At 62.5% G+C, this 13289-nt stretch carries 13 protein-coding genes; 5 read left to right on the top strand and 8 right to left on the bottom strand.

All coding sequences use genetic code 11. The features are described 5' to 3' along the window. Window positions 1-115 precede the first annotated feature (115 nt). The 4 genes from HGI46_RS03950 (at window position 116) to HGI46_RS03965 (ending at window position 3229) form a co-directional block, all read left to right on the top strand. Window positions 116-1360 carry a hypothetical protein gene (locus HGI46_RS03950; protein WP_240946577.1) on the top strand — a complete coding sequence of 415 codons (1245 nt, stop codon included), beginning with the start codon at window positions 116-118 and terminating at the stop codon, window positions 1358-1360. Between the two features lie 3 nt (window positions 1361-1363). Beyond that, window positions 1364-1852 carry a flavodoxin domain-containing protein gene (locus HGI46_RS03955; protein ID WP_118074047.1) on the top strand — a complete coding sequence of 163 codons (489 nt, stop codon included), beginning with the start codon at window positions 1364-1366 and terminating at the stop codon, window positions 1850-1852. Between the two features lie 103 nt (window positions 1853-1955). Continuing rightward, complete coding sequence (locus HGI46_RS03960; protein ID WP_168903205.1) at window positions 1956-2696, top strand: hypothetical protein; 741 nt, start codon at window positions 1956-1958, stop codon at window positions 2694-2696. Continuing rightward, window positions 2687-3229 (top strand): AHH domain-containing protein, encoded by a 543-nt coding sequence (locus HGI46_RS03965; protein WP_346766668.1) that lies wholly within the window; start codon window positions 2687-2689, stop codon window positions 3227-3229. Before HGI46_RS03960 ends, HGI46_RS03965 begins: the two co-directional genes overlap by 10 nt. Before the next feature lie 7 nt (window positions 3230-3236). Here the strand turns inward: HGI46_RS03965 and HGI46_RS03970 are convergent, their stop codons facing one another. The 3 genes from HGI46_RS03970 to leuA form a co-directional block, all read right to left on the bottom strand. Next, window positions 3237-4217 (bottom strand): nitronate monooxygenase family protein, encoded by a 981-nt coding sequence (locus HGI46_RS03970; RefSeq protein WP_118074044.1) that lies wholly within the window; start codon window positions 4215-4217, stop codon window positions 3237-3239. A 68-nt stretch (window positions 4218-4285) separates the two neighbouring features. After that, entirely contained in the window at window positions 4286-5332 is a 1047-nt protein-coding gene (locus tag HGI46_RS03975; RefSeq protein WP_168903206.1) for an amidohydrolase family protein, read from the bottom strand. A gap of 126 nt (window positions 5333-5458) precedes the next feature. After that, a complete protein-coding gene (gene leuA, locus HGI46_RS03980) occupies window positions 5459-7129 on the bottom strand; it encodes a 2-isopropylmalate synthase (RefSeq protein ID WP_168903207.1) in 1671 nt (556 codons plus the stop codon). Between the two features lie 208 nt (window positions 7130-7337). Between leuA and HGI46_RS03985 the strand changes: the two genes are divergently transcribed. Then, window positions 7338-8471: an epoxide hydrolase family protein gene (locus HGI46_RS03985; RefSeq protein ID WP_168903208.1), complete on the top strand. Its 1134-nt coding sequence runs from the start codon at window positions 7338-7340 to the stop codon at window positions 8469-8471. Between the two features lie 4 nt (window positions 8472-8475). Here the strand turns inward: HGI46_RS03985 and HGI46_RS03990 are convergent, their stop codons facing one another. From HGI46_RS03990 to ilvB, 5 genes are all read right to left on the bottom strand, one after another. After that, complete coding sequence (locus tag HGI46_RS03990; protein ID WP_118074793.1) at window positions 8476-9135, bottom strand: YceI family protein; 660 nt, start codon at window positions 9133-9135, stop codon at window positions 8476-8478. 98 nt (window positions 9136-9233) lie between these two features. Then, window positions 9234-9581, bottom strand: a complete 348-nt coding sequence (locus HGI46_RS21860; RefSeq protein ID WP_168903209.1) for an I78 family peptidase inhibitor — start codon at window positions 9579-9581, stop codon at window positions 9234-9236. A gap of 128 nt (window positions 9582-9709) precedes the next feature. After that, a complete protein-coding gene (ilvC, locus tag HGI46_RS04000; protein WP_118074039.1) occupies window positions 9710-10729 on the bottom strand; it encodes a ketol-acid reductoisomerase in 1020 nt (339 codons plus the stop codon). Window positions 10730-10776: 47 nt separating this feature from the next. After that, window positions 10777-11292, bottom strand: coding sequence for an acetolactate synthase small subunit (ilvN, locus tag HGI46_RS04005; RefSeq protein ID WP_118074792.1), 516 nt, complete (start codon window positions 11290-11292; stop codon window positions 10777-10779). A 17-nt stretch (window positions 11293-11309) separates the two neighbouring features. Then, window positions 11310-13058 carry a biosynthetic-type acetolactate synthase large subunit gene (gene ilvB, locus HGI46_RS04010; RefSeq protein ID WP_168903210.1) on the bottom strand — a complete coding sequence of 583 codons (1749 nt, stop codon included), beginning with the start codon at window positions 13056-13058 and terminating at the stop codon, window positions 11310-11312. Between the last annotated feature and the right edge of the window lie 231 nt (window positions 13059-13289).

A 13289-nucleotide genomic window follows, 5' to 3' on the forward strand; every position in this document is an offset into this window, starting at 1 on the left:
GGGAGTGTGCGGTGCCGCACCGGCCTGTACGAATCCCCGACGCATAAGGTCGCATCGAATCCGTGGCGGCAGTTCTCTGTCGCAAGTCCTTGAGGAGGATGCAGGAATGCGTGTGATGACCGGTTCTGTGATGGCAAGCGGACTGATGCTTGCGGGCGTTGCTGCGGGAGTGGTGGCGCAACAGGCAACCGCCCCCGTCGCCAGATACGAGATGCGCGCCGAGACGATGTCCGGTTTTGGCGGTATGGGTGGCGGTGGCGGTGGCGGTGGCGGCGTCGGCGCGGCCATGGCGATGGCCATGGGAGGCTCACCAAAGGCGCAGCACATGCTCTGGCTCGATCTCGGAACATCGCGTGCCGCGGCAGATGGCAAGCCGAAAGCCGAGCATTTCATGCCGGCAGGCGCAAAGCTCGGGAAATCGGTCCTGCTCAAGACACCGGTGAGCAAACCTGTCGAGCCCGGGACGACAGAGTTCCAGCGGCCCAAGGGCCGAATGCTGATCTTCTGGGGGTGCGGGGAACACGCGCCGAAGGGGCAGCCCGTCGTCATTGATTTCAGCAAGCTCGCCGCAGGGCAAGTCCCGCCGGGCCTATGGACCACGACCGTTCCCGTCGACCGCTGGGTCTCGCCTTCGTCGGCGCGGACCTACGGCACGTGGCCCAGCGATGACGGCAAGTCCGCCAAGCCGGATTCGTCGCTATTGGGCGCGCACCGTATCGTATCGAACTATTCGCCGGAGCTGTCGTTCAGCCTGGCCAAGGACTTCATGAGCCCGCTCAATGCGTCGAACAGTGCAATGGGCAGCGGCGCCACTGTGCTGCGCTGGGGCGCAATTCCCGACGCTACGGGTTACTATGCCATGATCATCGGCGGAAAGCAGGCGCCCAAGGGGCAGGATATGATGGACATCGTGTGGTGGTCATCGAGCGCTGCGCGTCAATTCGGCGGCGGACTGTCGGACTGGCTGGCACCGCAAACGGTGGCGAAGCTGGTGGCTGACAAGACGGTCATGTCTCCGCAGACCACAACCTGCACCGTTCCTGCAGAGGTAAAGGCGGCGGCGCCCGACTACATGTTCGGCACGCTCCATGCCTATGGGCCGGAAGAATCCTTTGCCTATCCTCCCCGCCCGGCGGACCCGAAAGTCAAATGGGTGCCGGAATGGACCGCGCGTATTCGCCATCGTTCCACCACGGGCTTCCTCGTTGGAGTCGAAGGCTTTGGTGGCGCCTCCGCTGCGAGCCAGCAGGAAGCGCCCAAGCCGCAATGCAAGCCCAAGAAGAAAGGGCTGGGCGGATTGCTCGGAGGCGCGATCGGCGGCGCCATCGGCGTGCCGACGTCTGGCGGGGATGGCTGCTGAGGGATGGCAGGTGGCCTCGCCGTCATCTGGCACAGTCGCACCGGCACAGCACGGGCGATGGCCGAAGCTGCTGCCGGTGGGGCCGAAGCCGAAGGTGCCTGCCGACTGATCGAAGCAGAGTTTGCGGTGCCAGAGGACTTGCTCGAGGCGGCGGGTTACCTGTTTTGCTGCCCTGAAAACCTTGGTTCGATGACCGGAGAGATGAAGGCGTTCTTCGATCGCTGCTATTACCCACTGCTCGGCCGGATCGAAGGTCGAGCCTATTCGGCGATGGTTGCGGCCGGCACGGATGGAAGCGGCGCGGAGCGTCAGCTTGACCGAATCGTCACCGGTTGGAGGCTCAGGCGGGCGGCAGCAACGCTGATCGTCAAAACAGGCGCGCAAACTCCCGAAGAGATCCTTGGCCCCAAGCGCGTGCCGGAGGCACTTTTGCAGGATTGTCGAAATCTGGGACGGGCCATGGCGGCCGGTCTGGCGTTGGGAGTTTTCTAAAGCTTTCGAGCTTATGGACCAAAACCAAGCTTTCCCGGATGCAGCGTGACTCGACGCATCCTGAGGACTGTGCAAATTGGGGCCGTGGCTGAAAGGTGGGCAAGTGGACGCGAGTGACCGGTCTGCAGTTTGCGCACCCCTTGCAGCACTTCTCTACCGGGCCGAAGCGCTGCCAGCTCTGGCCGATGTCCTGAATGGGCCCAAGCGCGGCTTCGGATATTCGGTATCGCATGCGCCCGATGCTTCGGAAGGCTGGGTTGAACTTCTAGCCAGCGGACTGACATTCGATCTGCACGGGCTGAAGGACGGGCCTTCCGCACCAGCATCACCCATCGCCACTACGATCGGGCTGTCCCAACCAGATATCGGCGAGATGCGCTGGCTTACGCTTGCTCCAGGGCCGCATCTCGCCGGTGCCGGCGGCCTCTTGCCGGTTATCCGAGTCGCGGCGATGCTTCTGATCGAGCTTGCGGAAATGAGCCAAGCGGAAGGGATTTCGTGGATTCCCGCCCATCTGGTTCTAAAACCGGGATTATTCGGGCAGGCCGTGCTGCCGTGGCTGGAGGGCGGACCTTTCCCGGCTCCGGCATTTGTCGCGATGCATCGACTGGATGATGGCTCCATGGCTTCCAGAGGGCTTAATCTATTGATGGGGCAGGAGTTTATACTGCAGCCAGGCAAGTCCGAAGATGCTTCGCTGCTGGCTCGCACCGCCGTTCGGCTGGTTGACTGGCTGGTTGCGCACGGCCCCGTCCTGCAACCGACGCGGGCAATTCTTGCCGGAACGGGGGCAGTCAGTCTTGAGGCGCAATTCGGGAGTCCTATCCTTGCGCGGTGCGACTGAAACGGAACCAATCTCAACCTGAAAGGGCCTGTCTGCCGTTCGGCAGCGTCAACGTCCCTGGCCAGGCAGGATATTGCCCGGACCAGCAGCGTCATCACCTCGTTCCCCGTCAGGTCCTGAGCTTTCCGGCTTTCCGGAAGATGATCGACACGCTTGGCCACGATCGGCTCGGGGTTCACGACTTTCGCCGCAACGGACAGTTGTTGCCGGGGTCCGAGCATGCCGCGCTGCGTGCCGGTCTGCCCCTCCATCGCGGCCCTCACCGTGCCTACAACGAATTGGTTATCGAGCGAATCGGGCAGATCGAGGCGGACTGGTCCCAAGCGCGACGCAAGGGGTCGGTGACGGCCGATTTCACGGCCCTGATGCGCTTTGACTTGCTGCAGCGTGCCTTGCGCCGACGCTTTCTCGATCCACGCAATTGGTCGCGCTTGCCGTTGAACACGCGCGACCCGTCGCTCGATTTCAGCCATCTCGATGACATGGCCGAGCTGTTCTGGACAGATACTGCGGCCGTGCAGCGGGCGAACTAAACCTGCGTCAGCGCAGGAACGATGCAGAATTCTCCGTCAGTCTTGCCGCTGCCTCACGATATTCGCGCTCGAGACGGTCCACTCGGCTCGCGACCGGTTCTACAGCAGTGACGGCGCCGATGCCTTGGCCGGAACCCCAAATATCCTTCCAGGCCTTGGCGTCAGTATTGCCGCCCGATCCAAAATTCATCTTGCTCGGATCACTTTCGGGAAGGTTGTCAGGATCGAGCCCTGCGTTGACGATCGAAGAGCGCAGATAGTTGCCGTGCACGCCGGTGAAGAGGTTCGAGTAGACAATATCGTCCGCGCGGCTGTCCACGATGGCCTGCTTGTAGGCAGCATTGGCATTGGCTTCTTCGGTCGCAATCCAGGCAGAGCCGATGTAGGCAAAGTCAGCGCCGAGCGCCTGTGCGGCAAGCACCGAACGTCCATGGGCAATCGCGCCCGACAGTGCGACGAGGCCGTCGAACCACTCGCGGATTTCCTGCATCAGCGCGAACGGGGATTGCGCCCCTGCATGGCCGCCTGCGCCGGCGGCAACCGGGATGAGGCCATCTGCGCCCTTTTCGATTGCCTTGCGGGCGAAGCGATCATTGATCACATCGTGCAGGACAATGCCACCCCAGCCATGGGCCGCGTTGTAGACATCCTCTCGCGCGCCCAGCGACGTGATGAGCATCGGCACCTGCCACTTCGCACAGAGCGCCATGTCTTCGTCGAGGCGGTTGTTGGTCTTGTGGACGATCTGGTTCACGGCAAACGGGGCAGCCGGGCGGTCGGGGTTAGCGCGGTTGTGGGCGGCCAGCTCCTCGGTAATCTGATGCAGCCATTCGTCGAGCTGGCTGATCGGGCGCGCATTGAGCGACGGGAACGACCCAACGATGCCTGCCTTGCACTGGGCAATGACCAGCTCCGGGCAGGAGATGATGAACAGGGGCGATGCAATAACAGGCAAGCGCAGGTTAGCGAACAGCGGAGGCAAGGGCATTCGGCTCGTGTCCTTCAACGGAGGCTTAATCGAACGGTTAAAGTGCTAGGTGATGACAAGCCGCCTGTCTAGGGGAGCATGTCCTCAATGCCGTAGAAGCGGGCCGCAGTGCCGGCAAATAGCGCGCGCTTCTCGCTCTCGGGCGCGCCTTGGGCCAGCCGCTTGAAGGCGTTCCACAGCACGGTATAGCTGGCACCCCATTTGTCGACGGGGTAATTGCTCTCGAACATCGCACGCTCCGGGCCGAATGCCTCGATGCAGGTCTCGATGTAAGGGCGCCACATGCCGGCCAGCGTCTCCGAAGACAGCCCCGCCATGGGACCCTGTTCCGGCAATGCGCAGAACGACATGGCAAGGCCGCCAAGCTTGATCGAAACATTCGGGCATTCGGCAATCTGCCGGATCATGTTGCGCCAGCCATCGAAGCGTTCGTGCAGTTTGCCGTGATAGCTCGCCGTGCCAAGCGGTGTGCCGCAGTGATCGAGGCAGATCGGCTGGTCCGGAAAGGCGCGGGCAAGGCTGAGCACGTCACCCAGTTGCGGCTCCAGCAGCCAGGCATCGAAAGTGAGGCCAAGCTCGCCGAGATGGCGGAAGCCCTCACCGAACTTGTCCGAGAGATAGAGTTCCGGCGGCGCGTGGAACGGCGGACCTAGCACGTCCGGATTTGCGTCCCAGGCACCTTGGTGGCGGATGCCGCGAAAGCGCCCGTTTCCTGCCTGCATGAGCGCTTCGAGGACAGGGCGCGCGGCATCGCCCAGTTGCAAGTCGGCGTGGCCGATGATGGCGGCACAAGGACGGAAGTCTCCATAGAGACCGCTCGCACCCTGTGCGGCGACGCCGTTGACGTACTCGACTTCGCCCACCGGCTTCATCGCCGGTTCGGCACTGGCGCGGTAGAAGGCACCGCATTCCATGTAGACGGTGGCCACCACGTTGTGCCCACCACGCGCATCGGCCAGCAGTTGGTCGAACGTGTAATAGGCCGAATGCGTCAGCGTTTCGATGAAGGGATGGCGGGGTTGCGGAAACGCTGCGATCAGCGGGCGCAAGTCCCACAAATGGTGATGCGGATCGATGATTGGCAGATCGGGTTCGAGAATCGCTTCGTCGGCCATGATGTCCTGTCCCTTTGCGCGCCTCTTCCGGGCACGGGCAGAACTATGGCGCAAGGATTGTTGCGAGCAAGCTGGTATTTAAGCGATCGGTTGAACGGGCGGCCGCAGAGGCCGCCCGTATAACGATCATGCTGCAGCGTTTGCTGCGCTCAGAACTGCACGAACCGATGCGGTCGCCACGTCCTCGTCGATGCCAACGCCCCAGATGGTGCGGCCATCGGTGGTCTTGCATTCGACATAGGCCGCCGCGCGGGCGTTACTGCCGGCGCCCATGGCGTGTTCCGAATAGTCGGTGATGTCGATGTCGACGGCGAATCCATCCTTGAGCGTGGCGACGACCGAAGAGATCAGGCCGTTGCCGCGGCCCGAGACCGACTGGACCTTGCCATCGACTTCAATCTTGCCAGCGAAGATGCGCGTGCCATCCGGGCCGCGCGCTTCCTCGTAGTCGACCAGTTGCAAGTGCTGTGGTGCATCAAGGCGATAGGCCTTGCGGAACACGCCCCAGATATCTGCCGCCTGGAGTTCGCGACCGAGTTCGTCGGCCAGTTCCTGGACATGGCGCGAGAAATGCGCCTGCATCTTCTTGGGCAGCTTCAGGCCCTGGTCCTGTTCCAGCACCCAGGCAAAGCCGCCCTTGCCGGATTGCGAATTGACGCGGATCACCGCTTCGTAGCTGCGGCCGAGGTCAGCCGGATCGATCGGCAGGTAGGGGATCGCCCAGAGCTCGTCATTGCGCTGTTCCTGCGCGGCGAAACCCTTCTTGATCGCATCCTGGTGGCTGCCGGAAAACGCGGTGAAGACCAGTTCGCCGCCATAGGGGTGGCGGGGATGGACAGGCAGCTGGTTGCAGTATTCGACCGTCTGGATCACTTCGTCGATGTCCGAGAAGTCCAGCTCAGGGTCTATCCCCTGCGTGTACATGTTGAGGCCAACGGTGACGAGGCAGCAGTTGCCGGTACGCTCGCCATTGCCGAACAGGCAGCCCTCCACGCGATCGGCCCCGGCCATCAGGCCAAGTTCGGCCGCTGCGACGCCAGTGCCGCGATCGTTGTGGGTGTGCAGGCTGATCACCGCTCGATCGCGGTTCGGCAGGTTGCGACAGAAGTACTCGATCTGGTCGGCATAGATGTTGGGCGTTGCCGCCTCGACCGTGGCCGGCAGATTGAGGATGATCGGCTTGTCCGTCGTCGGCTGGAGAATCTCCATCACCGCCTCGCAGCACTCGATGCTGAAATCGAGTTCGGCAGTCGAGAAGGTCTCCGGGCTGTATTCGAAGTGCCAGTCGGTCTGCGGGAAGCGTGCGGCCTGATCGCGCAGGTGCTTGGCTCCGGCGATGGCGATCTCGCGCACGTCCTTGCGGTCCATGCCGAAAACCACGTTGCGCCACAGCGGCGATACCGCGTTGTAGACGTGGACGATTGCCTGCTTGGCTCCGGCCAGGCTTTCGAATGAGGTCTTGATCAGGTCCTCGCGCGATTGAGTCAGGACCTGGACGAAAACGTCATCTGGAATGCGGCCGGCATCGACGAGGCCACGGATGAAATCATACTCGGTGGCTCCGGCAGAGGGGAAGCCGACCTCGATTTCCTTCAGGCCAACCTTCAGCAAAAGGTCGAAGAAGCGGCTCTTCTTTTCCGCATCCATCGGGTCGATCAGCGACTGGTTGCCGTCGCGCATGTCGGTAGACAGCCAGCGCGGCGCCTTGGTGATCGTCTGGCTGGGCCATTGGCGATTGGGCAGGTCAATCTGCGGGAACGGACGGTACTTGGCCGAAGGGTTCTTGAGCATGGTCATGAAGGTGCACTCGAATTTTCTGGATTTTGGCGGTTGTGCTTCTGATCCCCTGGGCGCCGTGCGCGCCGGGAGATCCCGCGCGTCAGCTCACGCCCAAGGGCGGATAAGTCGCAGGGTAAGGTCCAGTCGAGCGGTCATGCCACAAGCCTATGGTGAATCGTGGGCCACTTGTCCAGAATGAATGCAAGCAGACAGGGAGAGGAAGGCCATGAATATTGCGCCGTTCACCGTCGAGATACCCCAATCCGCGATCGCAGACCTGAATCGGCGCATCGACATGACGCGGTGGCCCGAGAAGGAAACCGTCGACGACTGGTCGCAAGGGGTGCCGCTTGCCGCCCTGCAGGACTTCGTTGCCTACTGGCGGCATGGCTACGATTGGTACGCCTGCCAGCAGATGCTGAACTACTGGGGCATGTTTGAAACCGAGATTGATGGCCTGATGATCCGGTTCATCCATGTACGCTCGTCCCACGCAGGCGCGCGGCCGCTGCTCCTGACCCATGGCTGGCCCGGCTCGATCCTCGAGTTTCGCCGCTGCATTGCCCCGCTGACTGAGCCGGAGCAGCATGGCGGTTCGGTGCAGGATGCCTTTCATGTCGTGATACCCTGCCTGCCCGGCTACGGGTTCTCTGGCAAACCCGTGACCAAGGGCTGGAGCGTCCAGAAGATCGCGCAAGGCTGGGGTGAATTGATGAAGCGGCTGGGCTATGACCGGTGGCTGGCGCAGGGTGGCGACTGGGGCTCGGCCGTGACGACTGCGCTCGGCGTGCTGAAGGTCGAAGGGTGCGCCGGCATCCATCTCAACATGCCGATCGCAAGACCGCTGCCCGAGGATATGGCCGCACCCCAGCCCGACGAGGCGAAGGCGCTCGAGCGTTTGCAACATTACCAGGACTGGGATTCAGGCTACTCCAAGCAGCAATCCACGCGTCCACAGACGGTCGGCTACGGACTGGTGGATTCGCCTGTCGGCCTCGCTGGCTGGATTTACGAGAAGATGTGGGCCTGGACCGACAATGCCGGGCGTGCCGAGGACGCCCTCAGCCGCGACGACATGCTCGACAATCTCATGCTTTATTGGCTGCCGGCGGCCGGGGCATCATCAGCCCGTCTCTACTGGGAGAGCTTTGGCAGCTTTGCCCCCGCGCAGATCGACATCCCGGTCGCTGCTACGGCGTTTCCGAAGGAGATCATCCCGGCCCCGCGCAAGTGGTTCGAGCGGACATGCTCGAATCTGGTCTATTGGGGCGAGCAGGAGAAGGGCGGGCACTTCGCTGCCTGGGAGCAGCCCGAAGCTTTCGTGAAAGAGCTTCGGGCTGCGTTTTCGCTGATGCCTTGAGAGTTTACTTCTTTTCGAAGGCAACGGTGATATCGAGCTTCACTTCATCCGAGACGAACGGAAGGCCGTACTTGACGTTGAAGTCCGAACGCTTGAGCGTTGCCTTGCCGTGGAAGCCCAGCGTGGCTGCCTTGCTGAAGGGGTTGGTTCCAGCACCGGCAAACGTTGCGTCAATGGTTACCGGCTTGGTGACGCCATTAAGGGTCAGGTCGCCGGTGATCTTCGCGCTCATGCCATCGGCGCCAGGTGCAACACTGGTCGAAACGAACGTGGCGTCGGCAGGGGCTGCACCGAAAAAGTCGGCGGGCTTGCCGTCAGCTGCCGGCTTGAGCAGGTGGGCGGTAAGTCCGGTGCTGGCAGTCATGACCTTGCTGACCGGAATCTTGACCGAAACCTTCGCTGCGGCGGGATTGGCCGGGTCGATGTCAAGCGTGCCCGAAACGTCGCCGAACAGGCCGAAGTAGTCGTTGAAGCCGAAATGGCTCACGCGCCACCCTACCAGCGAGTGGCCGGCATCGGCAGTGTAGGAGCCAGCCACGACACGCGCCTTGTCGGCCTTGCCGGGAACTTCGGGCATCTGCGCAACCATCGGCGCAGCCGCAGCGGCGAGAGCTAGAGGAAGGGCAAGCATGAGGGCACGCGGCATACGCGAGAGCTTCGGCATCGGGATCTCCTTGGGGAGGATGAGGAGCACCTTGGTTGCCAAAGTGCTACGACCGAAGCAAGCAAAACTCCGGCTGTCGTAGGGTAAACCCGGCCGCTCTATCCGCAGCGCGCTGCCACGAGTCGTCCGGAATCGTCCACGATCAGGTTGAGGCGGTCCGGGCGCACGTCTTGCGTGATCACGGCGCCGGGGCGAACGATGCGCATGCGGTCATGCCTGATCGACTTCTGCAATTCGGTACGAGCTTGTGGCGTTACAACCAGGCCCATCAGGCGCTGTGCCGCTTGCTGACCGCACGTGTCAAGCTGCGCCCCCTCATTGCGGTTGACTGGCTGCACTGGCCTGGACGCCATTTCCTTGCCGCCGGCAACCATGGCGGCTGGCGTCAGGCACAAGGCTGCCGTGTAAAGCAACAGCCGTGACGAAGGGCGAGATAGTGTGATCATTGTCTCCGAAACGGAGTGATATAGATCACAATCTTTTCGTCTACTCCATTCGTCGACGGGATTGGTCTGTTAATGGAAAGGGCGGCCGCAGCCGCCCTTTCACGTTTTTGCAATCAAACCGACCGGGATCAGTTCTTCGACTGATCGACCAGCTTGTTGGCACCGATCCACGGCATCATCGCGCGCAGCTTGGCGCCGGTTTCCTCGATCTGGTGGCGCTTGGCGAGGCCGCGGGCTGCCTTGAGTTCAGGCTGGCCAGCGCGGTTGTCGAGCACGAAGTTCTTCACGAAGCGACCCGACTGGATATCTTCCAGCACGCGCTTCATTTCCTTCTTGGTTTCGGCGGTGATGATACGCGGACCGGTGGTGATGTCACCGTATTCAGCCGTGTTCGAGATCGAATACCGCATGTTGGCGATGCCGCCTTCATACATCAGGTCGACGATCAGCTTCAGTTCGTGAAGGCATTCGAAGTAGGCCATCTCAGGGGCGTAGCCAGCTTCGACCAGCGTTTCGAAACCGGCCTGGACGAGGTGCGTCGCACCACCGCAGAGAACGGCCTGCTCGCCGAACAGGTCGGTTTCGCATTCCTCGCGGAAGTTGGTTTCGATGATGCCGCTTCGGCCACCGCCAACGCCCGAGGCATATGCAAGGGCGACATCATGGGCGTTGCCCGTCACGTTCTGGTGAACGGCAATCAGGCAGGGCACGCCGCCGCCACGCTGATATTCGCTGCGCACGGTGTGGCCCGGGCCCTTCGGCGCGATCATGATCACGTCGATGTCGGCGCGCGCTTCGATCAGGCCGAAGTGGATGTTGAGGCCATGGGCGAATGCGAGCGCAGCACCCGGCTTCATGTTGGCGTGCAGGTCCTCGGCGTAGATCGCGGCCTGATGTTCATCGGGAGCAAGGATCATGAGCACGTCGGCCCATGCTGCCGCGTCGGCATTGGCAAGGACCTTGAAGCCGGCGGCTTCGGCCTTCTTCGCGCTGGCCGAACCCGGACGCAGCGCGATGGCCACTTCCTTGATGCCCGAATCGCGCAGGTTCTGCGCATGGGCGTGGCCCTGCGAACCGTAACCGAGGATCGCGATCTTCTTGTCCGTGATGAGGTTCAGATCGCAGTCTGCGTCGTAATAGACCTTCATGTCGTTCCCAATCTTTGATGAATTCGTGAAAGGATAAGCGGTGAAATTCAGGCGGCAGTGGCGCCGCGGATCATGCCGACGATGCCGGTGCGACCAACCTCGACCAGGCCAAGCTCCTTCATCAACGCGACGAAGCTGTCGATCTTGTCGGGAGCGCCGGTCAATTCGAAGACAAAGCTCGAGGTCGTGGTGTCGACCACCTTGGCGCGGAACACATCGGCCAGGCGCAGCGCCTCGACGCGGTTCTCGCCCTTGCCGGATACCTTGACCAGCGCCAGCTCGCGCTCCACGAACGGGCCCACTTCGGTAAGGTCGGTCACCTTGTGCACCGGCACCAGTCGCTCAAGCTGCGCGCGGATCTGGTCGATTACTGGCGGCGGACCGTGCGTCACGATGGTGATGCGGCTGACGTCGTGGCCGTCGGTGATGTCGGCCACGGTCAGACTGTCGATGTTGTAGCCGCGCGCGGTGAACAGGCCGGCAATCTTGGCGAGAATGCCGGCTTCGTTATCGACCGTGATGGTGAGGACGTGGCGCTCCTGCGCCTCCTGAGCGATGTGCATCATTGTTCCAGTGTCCCTCAGACCAGCGCCTTGGCTTCGTCGTCCATCGTGCCGGCGACTTCGTCCCCGTAGAGAATCATGTCGGTATGCGCAGCCCCCGACGGGATCATCGGGAAGCAATTGGCTTCCTTGGCGACAAGGCAGTCGACGAAGACCGGGCCGTCATGGTCCATCATCGCCTGGATGCCTGCGTCCAGCTCGCTCTCGTCGGTGATGCGGATGCCCTTCCAGCCATAGGCTTCCGCCAGCCGCACGAAATCGGGCAGGCTGTCCGAATAGGAGTTGGAGTAGCGGCTCTCGTAGGTCAGCTCCTGCCACTGGCGGACCATGCCCATCCATTCGTTGTTGAGCACGAAGACCTTGACCGGCAGGCGATATTGCGTGGCCGTGCCCAGTTCCTGGATGTTCATCTGGATCGACGCATCGCCGGCGATGTCGATGACCAGCGTGTCGGGGAAGCCGGCCTGCGCGCCGATCGCGGCGGGAAGGCCGTAGCCCATCGTACCGAGACCGCCCGAGGTCAGCCACTTGTTTGGCTTCATGAAGTGGAAGTACTGCGCCGCCCACATCTGGTGCTGGCCGACCTCGGTCGAGATGATCGGCTCACGATGCTTGGTCAGCTCGTAGAGGCGCTCGACCGCGTACTGCGGCATGATCGCCTTGGACTTGCGCGGGTAGGCGAGGCTCTTCTTGCCACGCCAGCCATCGATGCGCGCATACCAGCCCGTCAGGTCCTGCGCCTTGTAGCCGCGTTCCAGCCACGCTTCGATCAGCTGCCCGAGAACCTTGCCGCAATCGCCGATCACCGGCAGGTCGACCGCCACGGTCTTGTTGATCGAGGCACGGTCGATATCGATGTGGATCTTCTTCGAATTCGGCGCGAAGGCATCGAGGCGGCCGGTTACGCGGTCATCGAAGCGCGCGCCCACACAGACGATCAGGTCCGCCTGGTTCATCGTCAGGTTGGCTTCGTAGGTGCCATGCATGCCAAGCATGCCGAGCCATGCCGGATGATCCGCCGGGAAAGCGCCCAGACCCATCAGGGTCGAGGTGACCGGCGCGCCGGTCAGCGCTTGCAGCTCGCGCAGCAGGCGCGCAGCTTCCGGCCCGGAATTGATCACGCCGCCACCGGTGTAGAACACCGGCGCCTTGGCCTTGGCGATCATTTCGATCGCCTCGGCGATCTCGCTGGCGCCGCCTTCGGTCTGCGGAGCGTAGCGGTTGCGCTGCTGCGGTGCCGCGCTGCTCCACGTCGCGGTTGCGATCTGAACGTCCTTGGGAATGTCGATCACGACCGGACCGGGACGCCCTTCGGTGGCGATGCGGAACGCCTCGTCAATCGTCGCTGCTAGCTGCGAGGGGTCCTTCACCAGATAGTTGTGCTTGGTGCAGTGGCGCGTGATGCCGACGGTATCGGCTTCCTGGAATGCATCGGAACCGATCAGGCCGGTGGGGACCTGCCCGGTGATCACGACCATCGGGATCGAATCCATGAAGGCATCGGCAATGCCGGTGACGGCATTGGTTGCGCCCGGACCTGAGGTGACGAGCACGACGCCGGGCTTGCCGGTGGCGCGGGCGTAGCCTTCGGCGGCGTGCGCTGCGCCAGCTTCATGGCGGACGAGGATGTGGCGGATGCGTTCGTCGCCGAACAGCGCATCGTAGATCGGCAGTACCGCGCCGCCGGGATAGCCGAACACGAATTCGACGCCCTTGGCGACAAGGCTTTCGACCAGGATCTCGGCGCCGCTGCGCTCGCTTGTCACGTTACTTCATCCTTCTTCGCGTGGCCGGGCCGATAGACCCGATGCTTCGCTGAAAAAACAAAAAACCATCAAAAATTTCTGCCCGGCTGTAGCTTGGCTACGCCGGCCAAAAACCATCAAAAATTTCGGCCCGGCTGTAGCTTGGCTGCGCCGGCCAAAACCTTCAAAAATTTCGGCCCGGCTGCAGCTTGGCTGCGCCGGGCCGTCTCTCCCTCTCGGGTGCTTGATCGC

This window comes from Novosphingobium sp. ERW19 (assembly GCF_012641315.1).
In the GTDB taxonomy this organism is placed as follows: domain Bacteria; phylum Pseudomonadota; class Alphaproteobacteria; order Sphingomonadales; family Sphingomonadaceae; genus Novosphingobium.

Coding starts and splice junctions, on each gene's coding strand:
- HGI46_RS03955 (WP_118074047.1), top strand. CDS start 1,364: ATGGCAGGTGGCCTCGCCGTCATCTGGCACAGTCGCACCGGCACAGCA.
- HGI46_RS21860 (WP_168903209.1), bottom strand. CDS start 9,581: ATGATCACACTATCTCGCCCTTCGTCACGGCTGTTGCTTTACACGGCA.
- HGI46_RS03950 (WP_240946577.1), top strand. CDS start 116: ATGACCGGTTCTGTGATGGCAAGCGGACTGATGCTTGCGGGCGTTGCT.
- HGI46_RS03970 (WP_118074044.1), bottom strand. CDS start 4,217: ATGCCCTTGCCTCCGCTGTTCGCTAACCTGCGCTTGCCTGTTATTGCA.
- HGI46_RS03985 (WP_168903208.1), top strand. CDS start 7,338: ATGAATATTGCGCCGTTCACCGTCGAGATACCCCAATCCGCGATCGCA.
- ilvC (WP_118074039.1), bottom strand. CDS start 10,729: ATGAAGGTCTATTACGACGCAGACTGCGATCTGAACCTCATCACGGAC.
- leuA (WP_168903207.1), bottom strand. CDS start 7,129: ATGACCATGCTCAAGAACCCTTCGGCCAAGTACCGTCCGTTCCCGCAG.
- ilvN (WP_118074792.1), bottom strand. CDS start 11,292: ATGCACATCGCTCAGGAGGCGCAGGAGCGCCACGTCCTCACCATCACG.
- HGI46_RS03990 (WP_118074793.1), bottom strand. CDS start 9,135: ATGCCGAAGCTCTCGCGTATGCCGCGTGCCCTCATGCTTGCCCTTCCT.
- HGI46_RS03975 (WP_168903206.1), bottom strand. CDS start 5,332: ATGGCCGACGAAGCGATTCTCGAACCCGATCTGCCAATCATCGATCCG.